The organism is Streptomyces sp. NPDC040545 (assembly GCF_055595065.1).
Genome location: NZ_JBVIWA010000003.1, coordinates 361,689 through 380,137 on the forward strand (window position 1 = coordinate 361,689; position 18,449 = coordinate 380,137).

An 18,449-nucleotide genomic window follows, 5' to 3' on the forward strand; every position below is an offset into this window, starting at 1 on the left:
CCGCGGCCGGAGCGCTTCGGTGTCCGTGCTGCTGTGAGGTGTCGCGTACGCGGCCGCGCACGTACCCCGCGCACGGGCGGATCTGATCCACCGGCTCGCGAACATCGCCGACGGGCTCCGTCCATCGCCCGTTAGGGTGAAACCTGACCCTCCGTGACGAAAGGCCCTGCGGCTCACTGTGACCGAATCACGCACGCACACCCTTTTCTCCTTCGGCACGCTGATGGACGAGCGGGTCCAGACCGCTCTCTTCGGCAGAGCCGTGCCCACCTCCCCGGCGTCGCTGGCCGGTTACACCACCCGGCCCCTGAAGATCACCGATCCGGCGGTGATCGCGGCCAGCGGGCTCGACGTGCATCTGATCCTGGAGCGCAGGCTGGGCGCCTCGGTCGAAGGCGCCGTGCTGCACCTCACCGACCAGGAGCTCGCCGCGGCCGACGCCTACGAGGTCGACGACTACACCCGCCGGCGGGTGGTCCTCTCCTCCGGCGAGAGCACCTGGGCCTACCTGGACGCCAAGCCGCTGCGCCCGGCGGAGCGCATCGTCATCGTGGGCGACAGCATCGCCTACGGACGCTGCGACCCGCGGGGCGGCTGGGCCGGTCACCTGGCGGCCGCCCACATCGCCGGGAACGAAGCCGAACGCCGGCTCTTCAACCTGGCGGTCCCCGGCAGCACCCTCGCCGACGTCGGCGAGCAGACGCCCGCACTGCTGGCGGCGCGCCGGCCCGACACCCTCCTGGTCGCCGCCGGCATCAACGACTCCGCCGTGCCGCTCGCCGCCGCGGACGCCGAGGCCGAGGCCGAGGCCGGCGGAGCCGCCGATTTCACCGGGCTCACCGGCAGCCTCGACGCGCTGGCCGCCACCGCCCTCGGCCACAACGCCCGGCTCGTCGTCGCCGGGCCGTCCTGGCTCGACGAGGACCGCACCCGCGACTACGAGGGCCTGCGCTTCACCCGGGCGCGCGCACTGGCCCTGCGCGCCTTCCTCCGGGCCTGGTGCGAGGCGAACCACATCGACCACCTCGACCTGTGGGAGCCGCTGCGGGAGCGGACCGACCTCCTCGTCGACGGCCTGCACCCCACCGCCGAAGGGCACCGGGCGCTCTACGAGCACCTCGACGCGCTCGGCCGCTGACCGGCTCACGGCCCGTAGCGTCACTCCGGGCCGTCCGCCGCGTACCTGAAGCGCGCGCGGGAACGCCGGACCGCGTATGGTCGACACCTCCAGCTGACAGTCAAGGACGCGCGCCGCATCGGTGGTCTGCCCGCCGAAGAGCAACACGCGGCGGCCGAAGAGGCGATTAACCGGCTTAAGTCGCCCCGCAAGCCTCGCGCCACCGCCCCCGATTCACCTGCCTCGACCGGAGGGCCTTCGACCCCAGCGGAGACACCTGATGCCGGTGGTGCGGCTGCCTGCGTCTCTGTCCCCACGCAGTCGGCGGGCGCCGACCTCGCTGGTGGTCAGGATGCCCAGCCGATTAACCCGGTTAATCGAGACACCGCCGACCCGGATCCGCTGACCGTGTTCGCCGGCTACGTCGACCGGGCTCAACAGTTCGCCACCGAGATGACAGACCTGGCATCCATCCACCGGAAGGCTGTCCTTGCCGACCGGCAGGAGGCGGACATCCTCCTCAAGGCGCTTCGGCGCCACCTGGACCTGGTCACCCAGCACCTGACCTTCGAGGGACAAGGTGGTGTCGGCCGCAGCACTGCAGCGGCGGAGCGTCCTTTCACTCAGGCCGGTGAACACGCCGTCGGCGTCAGAGATGTTCAGGACGATGTCCTGGACGTGGGGGAGCCCTTGAGGCAGACAGCCACCACGCCGCAGGCGACCCCAACCGTCATGTGACGCACTCCACTCTTAAGCCAGTGAATTTCTTTGCCGATCGGACGCCCTGCCACGCCCTGAGAGAGGAAGCCTTTTCACACATCCAGAAGGAGCTGCTTCGTGTTCACACCCAGGGACGCCCGTCGGCGAGCACTCAAACTCGTGGGCCGTGCTGCGGCGTACCTGCCACAGGCTCTTCCGTCGTCACTGGACAGCAGCTGGCCAGGCCGCCTCGCAACGCGCGTCCGGCACAGTCGGCCAGATCGTCCGCAGCTGGGAAGTGCGCACACGAAAGCGATCAACTCGCTGGCACTCATGGTGGCTGCAACCTGGGCGTCACCCACGTCAAAGCCTGACAGGGACCCGAGGGACGGTGGGCGGCTGGACGAGGGCTGGCCCACCAGACTTCAGTGCCCGCTCAAAGAGATTCGGTCCGCCAGCTCGGTTGCTCGGCCAGCCGCCCCGCCCGCTGCTATCGGACAACCAGCGCCGCAGCGGCCCGCTCCTTCTCCGTGCCAGCCAGCGAACACCCGGCCCACTTCGGCAAACGACGGGCCAGCCGCCCCCGCACCTGACTGGCAGCGCCGTCCCTCCGACCGGTCGGCGCTGCCAGTCCGCCAACCGGGTCGAGCCCTTAAACAGCTCTCCGAGTCGAAGCAGCTGATCACGGTACGCATCCTGAACCCCGACGAAGGCGACGACCTCGCGCAAATGTTCATCCACGGCCCGAATGGAGCCATGGCCTCACCAACGGTGACGGTGTACCGGGACGGCAGCGTAGGCGCATGCGGTCCCGAAACCTACGCTCCGTGTGAGAGCCCACAGCAGCGGGCCGCCTTGATCTCACTGAGCGACCAAATCGCGGAACGCTCCCCGGCCGTACGCGCACTGGAAGCACGACAGGCAGCCCTGACCGGGCTCGACGACCTGCTGGAACCCTTTGCCACCGAGGTGCTGGGGCTGTGGCGCAGCACTCGCTGGAACGAAGCCGTATCAACTGCTCTGCTGGGCGATTGGGTACAGCCGCTGCACGAAGGCATGCGCCTCGACGAAACCTCCGTAGCCCGACTCCGTGCCGACGCCCAGACTGCGCACCGCCACCTGACACCTGTGTGGCGCCGCCGCACCCGTCATGGCCGAGTCCTACTGCTCGACACTCCGCTGGGCGACGGCCTAACCCTCTACGACCTGGCGGCGGGGACACTGGCCCCGGTGAATGCCACCCTGGCCGACATCGATCCGGACGACGCCCGGCTCGCCGCCCTCATCCGAGCGCTGCTGCCGACTGAGCGCACCATTGCCATGGCATGGGCCCAGCCGCAGGTGTCCACTTGGACCGAGGCTGCTCAGCACGCAGGCGCGCCTGAACCCACCGCCGCCGGAGAACGCGTCAGGCGCAAGGTCCGCCGCATCGCTGCCGAGCTCGAACGCCGCCAAGTCCAGGCGATGCGGGGCCCCGGGAGCCGACCGTGAACCTCCTCATGGCAGCGGCGCCAGAGTTCCTGGGAAGCATTGCCGCATCCTTGGTCGTCGCTAGTGCCACTGCGTTCGCCCGCAGGCTTCGCCGACGGCACACTGCGGGGACAGCCTCCGAGGACGGACCCGACTGAACCGGTGCGCCTGGCTCCGGCCCTCATATTGGCACTCTGTCGACCCGGGCCTCCCCACGAAGACGACACTCGATCACGACCTGCAGAGGCACACGCCCGCCGACGTTGACTCCTGAGCCAACGAGCCTTGGCTGCCTGACGTAGCAGCCGCCCTCGACCAGCCGCACCGGGCACCCCCAGAGAGATCGGTCAAGGCTCCCCAAGACGGAATAGCCCCGCACAGGGGAGTTTTACCGCCGTAAAACCACCCAGGAGCTGACCACTCCAGGAACGCAAAAAGCGGCCTCCGCCGCCCGGACCGGGGTCCGGGCGGCCGCTTCGTGTGCTCAGGAACGCAGGAGGTCGATGCCGAGTGGAGGCCGCGCCCGGCGACCGCGGCGGCCAAGAGTGCGGTGGCGTCGTTGTCGTACGGATCGCAGAGCTCTCGGGGCTGCTCACATCGAAGGGCGCACTCGTCGCAGTGATCGTGAACCCGGGGAGGGCGGTGGCCGCCCTGCCCCTCAGTCCTGTGTTGAGGCGGTCGGCGTCGCGGGAGGCGAGCCAGGGCTGGGTGTACGGACCGAGGCGGAGCAGGGCGTAGCCGGTGCCGTCGGGCTTCCGGCCTTCCACGTCGACGCCGTAGTGCGCGCGGGCCATGCCGACATCGTCGGGGAGGTCGAGGCCCGCGGCGGCGTAGGTGAGCATCGCGCAGGCCGGCTGCCAGACACCAAGGATCTGGTTGGTCTCGCGGCGGAGCCAGCCCTTGCTGGTGTAGCGGTGGGCGTAGGCCGCGGCGTGCGGGGTGTCGGGATGGACCAGGGCGACGACAATCAGGTCGGGTCCGTGGTCGTCACCGGGGCGCATGTGCGCGCGCTCCACGAAGGGGCCGACCCGGATCGCGACGTCCTGGGCACGGCCGGGCGTCCCGGGCTCCGGGGCGCGTACGGCGGCGAGCATCGCGCGGAACGCACCGACGACGGCCTGATCCTCGGGTGTGAGGGCGTCGGGCGCGTGGCCGCAGCGGCGGAACATGCGACGGATCATCGGGCTGTCTCCTGCTCGGGGCTGGAGGTGCAGGTGTCGGCGGGCGTCGTGAGCACGCGCGGCAGATGGACGTGCAGGTGCTCCACTTCGACCTCGCGGCCGCGGTCCCGGAGTGCGCGAGCCAGGAGTTCCGTGAGTCCGCTCGCGCTTTTCCGGACTAAGAACTCCTAACGAAATGATCTTCAAGATGGTTGGATCACTCCGGGACGGATTATCCGGGGGTGCGGGGTGGCGCGGCCGAAGCCATGGGAAGTCGACGACGAGCTGGGGGCGGTGGTCGAGCCACTGCTGCCGAAGGTCGAGCGTCGGGCCCGGCACCCCGGGCCACCTGATCACCGACGCCACCGGCATCCCGCTCGCCGTCACCTTGACCGGCGGCAACCGCAACGATGTCACCCAGCTGATCCCGCTCCTCCAGGCCGTGCCGCCCGTGCGGGGCAAGCGCGGCCGGCCCCGGCGCCGCCCGGACGTGGTGCTGCCGACCGCGGCTATGACCACGACAAGTACCGCCGCCTGGTCTGGGATCTCGGCATGAAGCCACTGATCGCCCACCGGGGCACCGAGCACGGCTCCGGACTCGGCACCCAACGCTGGGTCGTGGAGCGCGCGTTCGCCCATCTGCACTGGTTCCGCCGTCTACGGATCCGCTGGGAGATCCGCGACGACATCCACGAAGCCTTCCTCACCCTCGGATGCGCACTGATCTGCTGGCGACGGCTGAACTCGACTGTCGCCCGCTAACTTTTCTGCAGGGTGCGGGTGACACCCGCGATGACGGCGGTCGTCAGCACCCAGCCGAGGGCGATCAGCAGGTAGGCCAGCCCCTGGAGGCTGCCGTTCGACCAGTACCAGGCCGTGCGCTGCCCCAGACCACCGATGGGGATCAAGAGGTCGAGTGTGTAGACGAGGGGCTGGAACGGGGCGCCTTCGCCTTGTTTGACCGGGTTGGGGGATTGAGTGCCGAAGGACAGCGCGCCCAGCAAGGTCAGCGCGAGGAGCCAGACGCCGGCCAGCCAGGGGCGGTAGCCATAGCCGACGGTCATGTCGAGCAGGTGCCCCCACGCACGCGCGGCCAGGGGCAGAGTTTGACGCCGATGGCGCTGTTTGGCCAGGAGTACGCGGCGGGCGTCGTCGTCGTGGCCGGCCTTCCGGTACCAGCTCGCCAACTGTTCATAGGGCTGCGGGCTGTAGCCCGGGCTGCGTCGTATCCACGCCACGCGGCGGGCGACGGAGTCCCGCCGCCCCACTGCCTCCCGCCGCTCGCCTGCCTCGTCGACCTTGATGGAGCCGTAGACGAAGCCGTCCAGCTCCACCACGTTCGGCCAGCTGTGGTCGCTGTCGTGGAGGTAGGACACCTGCGCGCCCCGCAGGTCCACGGTGCCGGACGGCTGCCGGGCGAGGGTGAAGTCGAAGTCAACTGCCTGCATCAGTAGGGCGGCCAATGACGGGCGGTGGCCGTCGGGCGGCCCGTTCAGGACGGCTCCTTCAAAGGTCAGGTTGTCCGAGATCCGGGCACCCCGCAGCCGTACGGTCCCGTTCGCGATGAACCCGTCGGAGAAGTCGAGCGTCGAGGCCACGGCGTTGTCCAGGGCGAGCGCCACCCCGCGCCGCCCGGGGTGTTCCAGTAGTGCGCCCCGCATGTGCAGTCCGCCTGGCAGATGTGCCCCCATGAGACGGACTTCACCGTGCGCGACGAAACCGTCCACGCAGTAGACGCCGCCCTCCGCGACCAGTCCGCCAGCGGACACCGCCCATTCCCCGGGTGCGGTGATCTCGGCCCCGCTGAGGTTCACGGCGCCACTCACATGGGCGTTGATGAGCGACAAGGCGGTGACCCTGCGGTGGAAGGGCGAGGCAGAGCCGCTTTCCAGGCGAGAGCGCCGCAGGTCGAGGCGTCCCTCGATACGGATCAAGCCGGCTTCCACGCCCGGCACTCGGCTGCCCACGATCGCAATCGACCGAGTCGACGCTCCGGAGAGGTCCACGCCCTCCTCGAACCAGCAGTCCTCGAGCCAGAGAGCATGAGCGATCTGCGCACCGGCCAGATTGAGGCGCCCGGATATCCGCGCCCCGGCGAGCTGCAGGCACGCGACGGCGCCCGTCTGCGCGGGGTTCGCGCCCTGGAGGAGCGCCACGATCACGGCGGCCCGAACCGTCCGCCCGGGGCCCCACTGCCCACCCTCTGCGGCACAGTCGTCCTCGGGCACACCCGTGCGCAGGTCCACGCGGCATCCCTCGGGGAACAGATCCCACAGCTCACGCTCTGGTGAAGTCAACTCGTCGTATGAGAGCACTCATACAGAGTAGTGATCTCCTTCGCGCTCGCCTTGCCCTACCGCGTGGATCGCAGGGTCGGCCCATTCTGTTAGGAGTTCTAAGAGGTCGTCCTTGGCTGTACTTGGCGCAGGGCCCGGACGGCTTCGAGGGTTCGCCCGCCGTTGCCGGTGACGGGCTGCAACCTCTTCATTTGTGGTCGCGCAAGAAGGTAGGGATCTCGTCGCGGGCCGGGGAGTTCGGCAGGGGTGCCGGCTTGTCCTGAAGGAACGCAGTGATGACGGCGGCGGCTCGGTCGTTGTTGTCGTCGAGGCCGTTCCACATGTGGTGTCCGACTCCGGGCATGTACTGGGTACGTTGGATGGCGGGGTCATTGGCAAGGATGGCGGTCGCCCATTGACGGACCTGTGAGGAGCACTCGGCGATCATCAGCATCGCGGGGGTCCGGGACTGGCGCAGATGCGGTGCGATGGAGGGCGAGTCCTTGACCGTCTGCTGGATGCGGAGACTGGCGGCGGGGCTGAAGGAAAAGTTCTGTGCGGTGTCCTCAGCGGGGATGCGGCGCGCGTCGCGCGCGCAGTAGGCGGATGCGGTGTCGCTGCCGAGGTCGGCGGCGGTGAAGGCGTTGTCACCTTCGGCCTGTCCGATCAGTCCGGTGGCGGGGCTGAGGATTCCGAGTCGCATGAGGCCGAATGCCACGGCGTACCGGGGGACGTGCGTCGATCGCGGTCCGGTGATGGCCGGCGCGAGGTCCCGTGCAGATCTTCGGCCCTTGTGCCCGGTGATGTGCGCGGTGGGGCCGTCCATGGGGCCGGGCTCGGCGATGATCGCCCGGTGCAAGCGTGCGGCAACGCTCGGGTCGGCCAGGGCCCGGGTGAGCACGGCCCCGCCTGAGGAGAATCCGAGGATGTCGACCTTGCCCTTGTCCAGGCGGTCGATGAAGGCGGCGAGGTCGCGGACCGACCTGGAGATCGTGTACTGGCCCATGGGGAGCAGGTCGCTTCGTCCGCCACCGGCCTGTTCATAGGCGTAGACGTCGTAGCCCTGGCGTGCCAGCAGTTGCAGGAACTGGTGGTCGAGCACCGAGATGCCACGGACCGGTCCGCCGTTGAGGTACACGAACGGAATGGGATGCCGGGTGCCGGGGTTCGCCGGCGGGTAGTGATACACCGCGACCCGGCTGCCTGTGGACAGGCTCCAGTGCTGCGTAGTCCCGAACGGCAGGGCGGACGGGTACCGACGCGCCGTCGGCACGGTCGGAACGCAGACCGCCGCCGTCAATGCTGCCGCGACAACCACCGGCAGGAACGGCACGAGCCGCGCCGGCCAAGTGCGGCACCGACCCCGCCACGTGGCGAGGACAGCCCCGACTCCAAGGGTCGTCAACCATGCGGCGAGCCCCGAGCCTGCCCCGTCTGTGAGGACGATCAGTGCGAGAAAGACGACGACCAGCATCGCTACGGCGGCCAGGGCCAGCAGTAAGCGTCCGATGAAGCGGACAAGACGTATCGCGGACGTGGGCACGGCGGACCCCCAGTTTCAGAACGCTGTTTCAAAACGACGTTATCAGAGAGGGTAGGCTGCTGGTCGTGGGTAGGCCGAGAACAAACGACGAGGCTGTCAAAGAGCGGCTTGTGGTGTGCGCGACCGAGATGCTCGCCACCCGTCCGCGGGAGTTGCTCACGGTCCGCGCCGTGGCCGCTGCTGCCGAGGCGTCGACCACGGCGGTGTATTCCTTGTTCGGTGGTAAGGACGGGCTGATCGGTGCGGTGCGCGACAGAGCCGTCGCCGGCCTGTTCCAGGACCTGTCGGCGGCGCAGACCTCCGCGGACCCTCTCGCCGACCTCTACGCCCTGGCCGTCGCCTACCGTCGTTGGGGGCGCGAACACAGCCACCTGTACACGGTGCTGTTCGGTGGTGTGCAGACCTTCGACCCGTCGGGGGAGGCCGGCGCCAGTGACCCGATCCGTCCGCTCCTCGCGGCGATCGATCGCGCCTTGACGGCGTCCGTCCTCGCTGGCGACGCAACGGCGATCGCCCTGTCGATCTGGGCCACCCTGCACGGGCTCGTGACGCTCGAACTGGCCGGGGCCCTCGACGCCACTACGGCCGAGGCCACATTCCGCTCGTCGATTCACGCCACGCTGCGCGGATGGACGACTGCGGAGGTGTTCCGCAGTCTTCGCCAAGCCGAACTCGCTCGGTGACAGAATCAGGGCCGGTATCTGGGCTCTCCCGATCCTGGTTGCAACAGTGGTGCGTGGTCGGTGAGGACCGGCACGCCAAGGTCAACCAGCTGCGGCCGGCCATCGGTCGGAGCCCCTTTGAGAGCGCCGCTCCGGCCCTGCCCGCGCTCCTCGCGATCGCGTTCCGGACGCTCCCCACTGGCCGGGATCCTCGTCCGCACCAGTGGGGCGAGCCAGGTGAGCACCTGACCACGCCCGGCTCCCTGGAAGCCCTGCGGCTCTCCCCCGTCGTCTCCTTCTGAGGCCCAGCGCCCAGAAACCCGGAGCCGGCTGCCCGCCGCGGCGGTCGAGCGGCTCTCGCCGCCAGGGGGAGCACCGGCAAAAGCGGCCCCTGCATGCCGATCGCGGTGTTCGGCACGTGGGGCCTCTTTGCGTTCCGGCCGGCCGCTGCGCCGCACCCCGCCGCCGCCTCCGCCTCCGCCGCGTTCCGGCCGCCCGTCTCACGGAGCGGAGCGCATCTGGCATATGCGGACTTCATGTGGGCATGCTTGCGCAGATGCAGCATGGAACAGCTACATCAGCTCGAATCTAAGGACGGGGGTATGGCGGTAGTCGTCATGCAGCGCGCGGCCGGGCAGGCTCTCCCCGCCGTGAGCAGGGTGCTCGCCGCAGCGGGTCTGGCCTCCCGGACCGTCCCGCTCGCGGACGATGCCGGCCCGTCCGCCGACCTCGCCGGGGTCGAAGGCCTGATCGTCCTCGGCGCCGCCGATCCGGCCCTCCTGCGGGAAGCCCTCGCCGCGGAGGTGCCCGTACTGGCCCTGGAACCCTGCACCCGGCTGCTGGTGCGGGAGGCGGGCGCCGCCCCGGGAACCCGGCCCGACCCCGCCCCCGGCCGCCCGCCGGTGGAACTCACCCATGCCGCCGGCTCCGACCCGCTGTTCGCCGGGGCCGCCCGGCACGGCCGCCCCCTCGACCCGGACGACCTCCTCGCCGAGGGCAACCTCCGCCGCGCGCTGCAAACCACGGGCTGGCGGCTGGAGGAGTACGAGGACGGCGCCGGTCACTTCCTGGCCCGTGCGGTACCGCGCGGCTGAGCTGAGCCCGTACGGCCGTGCTCAGAGGCGGTGGATCCGCTCGATGCCGTACCAGCTGGAGACACAGGCCGCGACCCAGTCCCGCCGGTAGTCGGACGTGAAGAAGGGTTCGGCCAGGCTCCCGATGTACATGGGCCGGTATCCGAGGTCGGTGGCACCCGCCGCGGCCTCGGTCCGGATGCGGGAGTTCTGGGCGTCCCAGGCCACCGCGCGGGTGACCGTGGCGGTGGTGAGCTGCTTGACGCTCGGGACGAGCACGGCCAGCGAGGCCAGCGTCAGTCCGGCCGCGACGACGACGGCCGCCGGCAGCGCCACGGCGGCCCCCCGGCGCGCCAGGTACCGGCGGGCCCACACGCCGAGCAGGACGCCGTAGGCGCACAGCGCCAGTTCCATCGGTACGAGGTAGTTCGTCCAGGTGCGGGCGTACGTCCAGCCGCTCGGTCCGTAGCCGCTGCGCAGCCCCACCACCACCGCGAATGATCCCAGCACCACCACGAGCACCGGCAGCAACAGCAGGGCGACCAGCGTCGTCCGCGGGACGGCCGGCCCCGACTCCCGTTTCCCCGGCGGGGGCACGGGCGCCGCGAGGCCGGCCCCCAGGCCCAGCAGGACGCCGACGGCGGCGGCTCCGAGGTAGGCCCACTGGCCGGTGACGGTGTCCCACATGTGCAGCCAGTCCTCGTAGGTGCCCCGGAGTTCGCCCGCGGAGAGCATGGACTCCTTGGGCGGTTGCTGGGCACGGCGCCACCGGGCGCCGGGGGACGTGGTGAGCACGACCAGCCCGCAGACGACCCCGGCGCACCAGAGCAGGCACCAGGTGAACGGATCCCAGGTCCGCGCCAGCCCCAGGCGGGGCACGGCCAGCAGTGCCACGCAGGCCGCGAGGAGGCCGCTGACGAGGGAGAACGACTCGCTCAGGGTGCCGATCGCGAACCCGATGAGGAACGCCGCGGCGAAGCCGCCCGCGCGTACGGCGGCCCGCGGTTGGCGGACGGTCCAGATGCCCAGCAGCAGCGCCCACACTCCGATGACGCTCGGGATGGTGTGGGAGATCGTGGCCGGTGCCCACAGCAGGACCTGATAGCTGCGCGTGCCGCCGTAGTAGATCACGGCCTGGACGGCCAGGGCGGCGGCGACCAGGAGCAGCACCGGGGGTTTCACGCCGAGGCACCGCAGGAACCGGATCCCCAGCAGGACCAGGCCGACGGTGAAGGCGACGGCTATGACGGTCGGCAGGATCTTCGTCCCGGCGAGTCCGTCGCCGTAGACGATGCCGCTCAGGAAGGCGTTGGTGATCCGGCCGTTCTGGGTGGAGTAGAAGTCGTGCGTGATGCCGAGGACGCCCAGATCGCGGGACTTCCAGGCGGCGCACCAGTCGTCCGAGGTGGGCCGGACGTAGAGGCCGAGGAAACAGCCGACGGCGATCAGGGCTCCGGCCGCCGCCACCAGGGAGCCGCCCGCGACCGGCAGGAGCCTGCGGACGAACCGGCGATTCCCCTCGGTCGAAGCAGTGCTCATCCACCAGTCCTTCGCAGCGAAGCGCGGCCGGACCGACTTCGGCGGCCGATGTGCGCCTGCCGGTTCCGGTCACACCAATGTGCACGCTCCACCGCCCACCGGCATCCGCGAGGAGACCGCCTGGACCGGGCGGACGGCCCTCCTGCCGTGCGCCACGGGCGCCTTCGCCCCTTCCGCGGCCGCTGCTCCGTCGCCGCGCCTGTTACTCCGTCCGTTGCCGCGTGCCTGACCGCGTCCGTTGCTCCGTGCGGGAACGCGAGGCCTCTTCAGACCCTTGCCCCTGCCGTCACCCGGGCGGCGGGTGTGTCGTGGCGGGCTCCGCACATCCGGCCCACGATGGGAGCCCCGGGGGCCGCGCGCACGGAAGCCCGACAGAAGGAGTGGCGATGCATGCTGCCCGGCTCGTCCGCTGGGCGGCCGTCACGGCGTCCCTCGCGAGCGTCGCCCTCCCCGTGTGTGTCGCGGGGAGCCCCGTCGGCCGTCCCTCCCAGGAAGGGCGGCCGGTGTTCTTCGTCCGGCCCCTCGGACATCAGAGCCACGGCGAGGCCGAGGGCCGCTACGCCCCCCTGTCGATGCTCGTCGCCCCCACCGTCGGGCTCCTCTTCAACACCGGCGCCGCCGAGGGGGTCACACCTGCTGTCGCCGGGGGCGCACGGTACGTCGAGCGGAGCCACGTGCTGCGGCTGCTGTCCGGCCGGTGGAGGTACCTCCCCGGCGGCCGGACGGCGTCGGTCGTGGTGCCCCCGGAGGATCCGACGGCCCGTCTGCAGATCGCGGAGAGCCGTGCCTGGCTGGCCGCCGGCCGGGTGCCGGGCGGTTCGCCGGCCGAGCGCGCGGCGGCGGAGCGGGCCCTGTTGGCCATGCGCGCCCTGCTGCGGCCGAACGGGGCCATGGCGGCGGGCTGGTCTCCCGGCTGGATGTACTCCTGGCCGCGCGACTCCAGCTTCGCCGCCGCCGCGTTCGCGCACACCGGACACGACGCCGAGGCCTACCGGATCCTGCGCTACAGCGCAGCGACCCAGCGCAAGGACGGCACCTGGGACGCGCGGACGGAGCTCGACGGATCCGGACCGCCGGACAGCAGACGGTGGCAGCTCGACGCCAACGGCTGGGTGCCGTGGGCCACCTGGCAGTGGTACCTGACGGCGCCTCCCGCCACCCGCCTCGCCCGGCTGACCGCCCTCTACCCGATGATCCGCAAGGCGGCGGACCGCGCGGCGGCCTCCCTCGGGCCGGACGGGCTGCCCCCGGCCTCCCCGGACTACTGGGAGGTGATGACGACCACCACCAACATCGGTACGGCCGCACCCCTGCTCGCCGGGCTCAACGCCGCCGCGCACCTCGCCGGCGAACTGGACCGGCCGCAGGACGCGGCCGGATGGTCCGGCGCCGCCGGGCGGCTCTCCACCGGGATCGCCCGGAAGTTCGCCCCCCTCGGCTATCAGCGCACCGTCGACGGACAGCACGGACAGGACAGCGCGGTGGCCTTCATGGCACCCCCGTTCAACACGGCCCCGGCCGATCTGCCCCGGGCGCTGGACACCACGTACAAGGCGCTGCTCCTGCCCAACGGGGGACTGACCCCCGGGAACGATCCGACCGCGCCCTGGGGTGCGAACGCCTGGACCCCCAGCACCTCCTTCTTCGCTCTCGCATGGGCGGGCACGGGGCAGCCGGCGAAGGCGCGGCAGGTCCTGGACTGGGTCCTCGCCAAACGGAACGCGCTCGGGGAACTACCCGAGAAGGTGGACCGGGCGGGCCGGCCCTCCTCGGTCGCACCCTTGGCCTGGACGGGCTCGATCGTCGTCCTCACCCTGGTGACACTCGACGGCGGGGCGCTCCCCGCACCACCCCGCACGCCGTAGCGCCGAAGCTCCGTAGACCGCGGACCGCGGACCGCGGACCTTCAGCCCGCTCAGCCCGCTCAGCCCTTCGGCCTGCGGCCACCGCCTCAGACCGGGTCCCTTCCGTCACCGGGCGGAGGAGCGGTGCGCAGGCGCTCCAGCTCGGCGAGCAGGTGCTCGTACGCGAGCTTCTCGGCCGCCACCGCGCGCGCGAGGGGAAGGTGGTGCGGATCCTGCCGGGTCCGGGCCTCCTTCGCCGCGGCGGCGCGGGCCTCCCTCGCCCTGTCCAGTTCGTTCATCGCCGCCACGGTGCCGGCATCGAGCAGCTTGTGCTCCAGGACCTGGGCGAACGCCTGTTCCGCCGGCGCCGCGAGCCGGTCGAGGTCCCCCGCGCAGCCCTCCGGGGTCTCCGTCCGCTCGCAGGCCCGGTCGAGATCACGGGAGAGCGACCGGAGGGTCTTCCCGAGTTCCGGGTACCCCCAGTCGGGCGCGGTGTCGTTGCCGCATCCGGCCACCAGTGCCGTGCAGGCGGCCAGGGCGGCGAGGGCGCGCATCGTTCCGGGTCCTGTGCACATGCGTCGGCACGAGTGGAGAGGAGGGGTCATGGAAGCCCCGATCGCCCGTTGGTCCGAGTGCGGCTGCGTGCGGCCGCCCTGGCTGCGCGAGGTGGTCTGGCTGACATCCTCGCCCGCCCGCATCCGCCCTGCCACCGGGCGGCCCGGGTGCGCCGGGGCCGCGGGCGAACGCCGCGGCGCCGGTCACCGAGGGGGCTGTCCCCCGGCGGGGGTCGGGCCCGGGCGGCCGGCCTGCGCGAGCGTCCAGGGCTGGACGGCCCGGTGCCACGGGGCGGGGGCCCGGCTGCCGGGCGGCGTGGCTCCGCCGGCGGGGACCGTCGTGATGACGTGCAGGTCGGCGTCCAGGCCGAGCGCCGCGGCGACGGCCGTACCGGCCCCCTCGGCCACACCGGCCGGGGCTCCCGTGTACAGCATCTGGGACTCCTGCCAGGGCTGCGGCCCGTCGGTGGCCGCCACGCCGACGGTGCCCGCGCCCGCCCTGCCCGCGAGGAGGTCGCCCGCGATGCCCACGGCGCCGTAGCCGCCCAGGCCGCCGGCCTCGGCGACCGGGGAGAACTCCGGCGTGGCCCCGTCCGCGCGGGCCAGGCTCGTGGCGACGGTGCCGATACCGGGCCGGCGGAAGAACAGGCGGACGCCGTCGCCCTCGGGGCGCACCGAGAGCGCGCCCGTGGTCTGGGGCAGCCCGGTCGGGACGGGGTCGCCGAACGGGGCTTCCGGTGCCGGCTGGACCCAGGCCAGTACGGATCCGGCGGTGGCCGCGTACACGTGGCGCCGCCCCGACGCGTCGGTCGCGGTGACCGGATCGCCCTGGAGGCCGGCGCCGCCCAGGGCCTGCCACGCGCCGAAGTCGCCGCCCGGGGTCTCCTGTGCCCGGGCTCGCAGCGTCCTGCGGGAGTCGCGGACGTACACCGTCATCCGGCCCTCGGGGTCCACGGCGACGGACGGCCCGCTGATCGCCGAGGTGCCGGACCTGTCCACGGTGTCCGGGGTGCCCAGCGACTGCCACGGGCCGAATCCGCCGTCGACCGTGTTCTGGACGGCGTAGACGATCTCCCGGCCGTACTCCTGGGGCGTCGCGCCCAGCGTGGTGCGGGTGGCGAACACGCCGATGCGGCCGTCCCAGAGGCGGACGGCCGCCGCCCCGGAGTCGATGCCGCCGCCGGGCAGGAACTCGGGGCCCTGCCAGAGGGCCTGCGGGCCGCTGCGCGACCAGTACGCCATACGGCCGTCCAGCGCGGCGAAGGCCCACAGCCGTCCGGAGACGCCCTCGGTCATCCAGGAGGTGCCGTCACCGCGGCTGTAACGGATGGTCTGGCTCCAGCCGGCGCCGGTGGGCCGGGTCGCGGTCTTGCGGTCGCCGCAGCCGGCGGGGCTGCCGCACCAGTCCTGGTGGTCGGTCCAGGCGTAGGTCTTGAGGTAGCCGAGCTTCTCCTCGGCCGTCTGCGGGTCGAGCGTGGGGGGCAGTGAGCTGTTCGGGTAGCTCACGTAGTTCTGGACCGAGAAGTGCGGCCGGGCCGTGGTCTTGGCGTAGCGCTCGGCGGCGGCCTGCACGAAGCGGGCGCCGTAGATGTGGTCCTGGTGGTCGAGGAACGCGCCGCCGCCCTCCGCCCGGCCGGGGGTCGGGTCCTGGGTCCGTATCGTCGTCGGCCGGTACGCCTCGAACACCCCGGCGATGGCGGCGACGGCCTGGTCCTTGGTGTAGGAGAACCAGTCCTTGACCGGGGTCCCGGAGGTCAGCTGGGCACCCAGGGCGGGGGTCCGGCCGTCCCACAGGCCACGGAGGCTCTCGGGATTGTCCCCGGAGATGCTGCGGGCTTCGCGCAGCTGCATCCATACGAGATTGACCTGGGGCCGGGCGACGAGGACGTCCACCTCGGCGCTGCCGCCACCTGCGGTGGGTACGGACTTGCGCTGCCAGGCGCTGGCGCGGTCCCCGGTGGCCATCTGCGCGTAGGCGGCGCGTATGCCGTTCTGCCGGGCCTCCGCGTAGGCGGCGCGGTCGGCGGGGCCGGCGGCGTCCTGCAGGTGCGGGCTGTGGGCCTCGTTCCTGCCGTCGGACTCGCCGGAGGTCAGGTAGACGGTGGTGACCTTGATGCCCGTCGATATGGAGCGGCTGAGGTCGGGGTTCATGAAGAAGAGGTCGTCGTCGGGGTGCGCGACGACCTGGAGGGCGGAGCCCTCGGTCACGCTCGGGGAGACCAGTACCTCGGGGGCCACCTGCGGGTGCTCGGTCCCGTGTCCGTAGGCCCAGGCCGTCACGCCGGCGGTGCCGACGGAGAGCGCGGCGAGCAGGGCCGCGAGTCGGGTGCGGCGGGCCAGGGACATGTACAGCGCCTTGTGGGTCGGTCCGGTGCGGCGATCCGCCTGGAGGTCGATCGGTGTCCCGATGGCTCCATTGCTTCCGGAGACGACCGGGGCCGATTATGGCTCGCACGTTCGGGGCTGACACACCATCAAGTCGCATATGACCGTAAAGGGAGTTGTGGAAGGAAAAGCCGATTTGCCCGATTTATCAATACATGCGCGATTGGTCCGGAAAACAGACTGGAACCGGTATATGCGCTGGCCACCTGCGGGTTGCGCGGGACCGGTACGGCCGCCGAGCACGCCACGCCCTTCGCCACCGACCACCACAAGTGGCGCATTCCACACGTCCGGGCCCACAGGCAGCGACAGGTGCCGGCAGTGACGCAGCTCTCACCGGCCGATGAGGCGCCCCCCGGAACTCAGGCGCCTCGACATCCCCGGCATTAACATGGACGGAAGCGGCCGAAAGGCCGATACCGCCGAAACAGCCGGACCAACCGGACCAGCCGGACCAGCCGGACCGGTGAATTCTCGGTATTCCGCTCGGGCAGGTCGATCGAGTCGTTCGACCGGCACTCAGGACGGTCGATGCCAATGAAGCGCATCACGGCATTGCGCTCGCGCAATGGAATCCCCGCCATCGCCACCGTCGTCACACTGACCGCCGCCTGCCTGCTGTCCGGGGCGGCGGATCCCGGCGGGAAAGCACCCTCCTGCCCCACGGCACCGTCGGACAGTTTCTGGCACGCCCCCGTGGACAAGCTGCCCGTACACCCGAAGTCCGACCGGTACGTCGCCTCGATCGGCTCGGCCGAGCCCCTCCATCCGGATTTCGGATCGGGGCTCGTGGAAGGCCGGCCTTTCGGCATTCCCATCACCGTCTCGGACACCACGGTGCCGGAATCCGAGGTGTCCCTGGACTACCCCGAGGAGAGCGAGACATCGGGCTACCGGATCCCGCCGGACGCCAGGATCGAGAACGGTCCGGAGAGCGACGGGGACCGGCACGTCGTCGTCTGGGACAAGGCCCTGTGCAAGTCCTACGAGCTCTTCGACGCCGAGCGGCGGGCCGGCAATGCCTGGCACGCCGGCTCGGGTGCGATCTTCGACCTGCGGTCCAACGCCCTGCGGCCCGACGGATGGACGTCCGCCGATGCCGCCGGCCTCGCCATCCTCCCCGGCCTGGCGCGCTACGACGAGGCGGCCGGCGGGCGGATCGACCACGCGATCCGTATCACCGTGCCCCGCTCCGACCAGAGCTACGTCTGGCCCGCGAGGCACCATGCGGGCTCGGCGGCGGACAGCTCGCTGCCTCCGATGGGGCTGCGGCTGCGGCTCAAGAGCTCGGTGGACACCTCGGGGCTGGCCCCGCAGGCCAAGGCCGTGGCCGACGCGCTCAAGAGGTACGGCGCCATCGTCGCGGACAACGGCTCGCCCTGGTACATCACCGGCGAGGAGCACCCCGGTTGGGACAATGCGCAGCTCGACGGGCTCAAGGGACTCAAGGGCTCGGACTTCGAGGCGGTCGACGCGTCCGGCCTCCAGCAGTCACCGGACTCCGGAGCCGCCGCACCGCAGTGACCGCTGCCGATCCGCTCCATACGGGGCAGGGCCGGTATTCGAGGCCGAGTTCGCGGTCGACGGCGTAACGCGTCCCTGGCGCTGCCGGTCGGGCTCGCAGCGGTGCTCGCCACCTTGGGCCCGCGGTACGGAAACTGCGTAGCCGGCGGCCCTGAGGTGCCGGTAGCGTCCGGTCTCCCGGCCCGCCGTACAGACGGACCACGTCAAGAGAGCGATGCGGATGACCAGCCAGCAGGCGACGACGACCCTGTGGCGCCCCACCGGCCCCAAGGAGCTGGATCTGGTGCGGGAGCTGAACTGGCGTGCCTGGCCGCCCAGGCTGCCCGAGCAGCCGATCTTCTACCCGGTCCTCAACGAGGACTATGCGATCAGGATCGCGCGGGACTGGAACGTGAAGCACGATGGCGCCGGCTTCGTCACTCGTTTCGAAGTCGATTCGGAGTTCTTGAGCCGATATCCCGTTCAGCAGGCGGGCGGGCGGACGATCCTCGAGCTCTGGGTTCCGGCTGAGGAGCTGGACGACTTCAACGCCCACATGGTCGGCGAGATCCAGGTGGTCCACGAGTTCCGCTGACGTGGGAAGGCCTTGCTGTCGGGGGACCG

At 71.3% G+C, this 18,449-nt stretch carries 15 protein-coding genes and 1 pseudogene; 10 read left to right on the top strand and 6 right to left on the bottom strand.

The features are described from left to right. Positions 1 to 178: 178 nt before the first annotated feature. The 3 genes from ACZ573_RS09710 (at position 179) to ACZ573_RS09720 (ending at position 3,307) form a co-directional block, all read left to right on the top strand. Positions 179 to 1,138: a GDSL-type esterase/lipase family protein gene (locus ACZ573_RS09710; protein ID WP_471301424.1), complete on the top strand. Its 960-nt coding sequence runs from the start codon at positions 179 to 181 to the stop codon at positions 1,136 to 1,138. A gap of 387 nt (positions 1,139 to 1,525) precedes the next feature. Then, positions 1,526 to 1,855: a hypothetical protein gene (locus ACZ573_RS09715; protein WP_471301426.1), complete on the top strand. Its 330-nt coding sequence runs from the start codon at positions 1,526 to 1,528 to the stop codon at positions 1,853 to 1,855. Positions 1,856 to 2,671: 816 nt separating this feature from the next. Beyond that, entirely contained in the window at positions 2,672 to 3,307 is a 636-nt protein-coding gene (locus ACZ573_RS09720; protein ID WP_471301429.1) for a hypothetical protein, read from the top strand. A 326-nt stretch (positions 3,308 to 3,633) separates the two neighbouring features. Here ACZ573_RS09720 and ACZ573_RS09725 read toward each other — a convergent pair whose 3' ends face one another. Then, positions 3,634 to 4,467 carry a hypothetical protein gene (locus ACZ573_RS09725; protein ID WP_471301431.1) on the bottom strand — a complete coding sequence of 278 codons (834 nt, stop codon included), beginning with the start codon at positions 4,465 to 4,467 and terminating at the stop codon, positions 3,634 to 3,636. Positions 4,468 to 4,654: 187 nt separating this feature from the next. On the opposite strand from ACZ573_RS09725, the pseudogene ACZ573_RS09730 reads away from it, so the two are divergent. Next, positions 4,655 to 5,208, top strand: a pseudogene (locus tag ACZ573_RS09730) (IS5 family transposase); the annotation flags it as partial. On the opposite strand, the gene ACZ573_RS09735 reads toward ACZ573_RS09730, so the two are convergent. Together ACZ573_RS09735 and ACZ573_RS09740 are read right to left on the bottom strand one after the other, a co-directional pair. Next, positions 5,205 to 6,761 (bottom strand): oxidoreductase, encoded by a 1,557-nt coding sequence (locus ACZ573_RS09735; protein WP_471301433.1) that lies wholly within the window; start codon positions 6,759 to 6,761, stop codon positions 5,205 to 5,207. The pseudogene ACZ573_RS09730 and the gene ACZ573_RS09735 sit on opposite strands and share 4 nt — an antisense overlap. Before the next feature lie 169 nt (positions 6,762 to 6,930). Continuing rightward, the gene (locus tag ACZ573_RS09740) at positions 6,931 to 8,265 is read right to left on the bottom strand and encodes an alpha/beta fold hydrolase (protein WP_471301435.1); all 1,335 of its coding nucleotides are present in this window, start codon (positions 8,263 to 8,265) and stop codon (positions 6,931 to 6,933) included. 65 nt (positions 8,266 to 8,330) lie between these two features. Here ACZ573_RS09740 and ACZ573_RS09745 point away from each other — a divergent pair, with 65 nt between their 5' ends. The 3 genes from ACZ573_RS09745 to ACZ573_RS09755 all read left to right on the top strand — a co-directional run bounded on the left by ACZ573_RS09745 (position 8,331) and on the right by ACZ573_RS09755 (position 10,021). Continuing rightward, a complete protein-coding gene (locus ACZ573_RS09745; protein WP_471301438.1) occupies positions 8,331 to 8,948 on the top strand; it encodes a TetR-like C-terminal domain-containing protein in 618 nt (205 codons plus the stop codon). A gap of 53 nt (positions 8,949 to 9,001) precedes the next feature. Next, positions 9,002 to 9,229 (top strand): hypothetical protein, encoded by a 228-nt coding sequence (locus tag ACZ573_RS09750; RefSeq protein WP_471301441.1) that lies wholly within the window; start codon positions 9,002 to 9,004, stop codon positions 9,227 to 9,229. Positions 9,230 to 9,529: 300 nt separating this feature from the next. After that, positions 9,530 to 10,021: a hypothetical protein gene (locus ACZ573_RS09755; protein WP_471301444.1), complete on the top strand. Its 492-nt coding sequence runs from the start codon at positions 9,530 to 9,532 to the stop codon at positions 10,019 to 10,021. Positions 10,022 to 10,042: 21 nt separating this feature from the next. Here ACZ573_RS09755 and ACZ573_RS09760 read toward each other — a convergent pair whose 3' ends face one another. Next, positions 10,043 to 11,539: a DUF6056 family protein gene (locus ACZ573_RS09760; protein ID WP_471301446.1), complete on the bottom strand. Its 1,497-nt coding sequence runs from the start codon at positions 11,537 to 11,539 to the stop codon at positions 10,043 to 10,045. Between the two features lie 386 nt (positions 11,540 to 11,925). Between ACZ573_RS09760 and ACZ573_RS09765 the strand changes: the two genes are divergently transcribed. Then, a complete protein-coding gene (locus ACZ573_RS09765; RefSeq protein ID WP_471301449.1) occupies positions 11,926 to 13,404 on the top strand; it encodes a glycoside hydrolase family 15 protein in 1,479 nt (492 codons plus the stop codon). Between the two features lie 86 nt (positions 13,405 to 13,490). Here ACZ573_RS09765 and ACZ573_RS09770 read toward each other — a convergent pair whose 3' ends face one another. Both ACZ573_RS09770 and ACZ573_RS09775 read right to left on the bottom strand, forming a co-directional pair. Continuing rightward, positions 13,491 to 13,937 (bottom strand): hypothetical protein, encoded by a 447-nt coding sequence (locus ACZ573_RS09770; RefSeq protein WP_471301451.1) that lies wholly within the window; start codon positions 13,935 to 13,937, stop codon positions 13,491 to 13,493. A gap of 204 nt (positions 13,938 to 14,141) precedes the next feature. Further along, the gene (locus ACZ573_RS09775) at positions 14,142 to 16,283 is read right to left on the bottom strand and encodes a PIG-L family deacetylase (RefSeq protein ID WP_471301453.1); all 2,142 of its coding nucleotides are present in this window, start codon (positions 16,281 to 16,283) and stop codon (positions 14,142 to 14,144) included. Between the two features lie 576 nt (positions 16,284 to 16,859). Here ACZ573_RS09775 and ACZ573_RS09780 point away from each other — a divergent pair. Together ACZ573_RS09780 and ACZ573_RS09785 are read left to right on the top strand one after the other, a co-directional pair. Then, entirely contained in the window at positions 16,860 to 17,846 is a 987-nt protein-coding gene (locus tag ACZ573_RS09780) for a hypothetical protein (RefSeq protein ID WP_471301456.1), read from the top strand. A 214-nt stretch (positions 17,847 to 18,060) separates the two neighbouring features. Further along, positions 18,061 to 18,420 carry a hypothetical protein gene (locus ACZ573_RS09785; RefSeq protein ID WP_471301458.1) on the top strand — a complete coding sequence of 120 codons (360 nt, stop codon included), beginning with the start codon at positions 18,061 to 18,063 and terminating at the stop codon, positions 18,418 to 18,420. Positions 18,421 to 18,449 lie beyond the last annotated feature (29 nt).

Coding starts and splice junctions, on each gene's coding strand:
- ACZ573_RS09725 (WP_471301431.1), bottom strand. CDS start 4,467: ATGATCCGTCGCATGTTCCGCCGCTGCGGCCACGCGCCCGACGCCCTC.
- ACZ573_RS09755 (WP_471301444.1), top strand. CDS start 9,530: ATGGCGGTAGTCGTCATGCAGCGCGCGGCCGGGCAGGCTCTCCCCGCC.
- ACZ573_RS09760 (WP_471301446.1), bottom strand. CDS start 11,539: ATGAGCACTGCTTCGACCGAGGGGAATCGCCGGTTCGTCCGCAGGCTC.
- ACZ573_RS09765 (WP_471301449.1), top strand. CDS start 11,926: ATGCATGCTGCCCGGCTCGTCCGCTGGGCGGCCGTCACGGCGTCCCTC.
- ACZ573_RS09770 (WP_471301451.1), bottom strand. CDS start 13,937: ATGCGCGCCCTCGCCGCCCTGGCCGCCTGCACGGCACTGGTGGCCGGA.
- ACZ573_RS09775 (WP_471301453.1), bottom strand. CDS start 16,283: ATGTCCCTGGCCCGCCGCACCCGACTCGCGGCCCTGCTCGCCGCGCTC.
- ACZ573_RS09780 (WP_471301456.1), top strand. CDS start 16,860: ATGAAGCGCATCACGGCATTGCGCTCGCGCAATGGAATCCCCGCCATC.
- ACZ573_RS09785 (WP_471301458.1), top strand. CDS start 18,061: ATGCGGATGACCAGCCAGCAGGCGACGACGACCCTGTGGCGCCCCACC.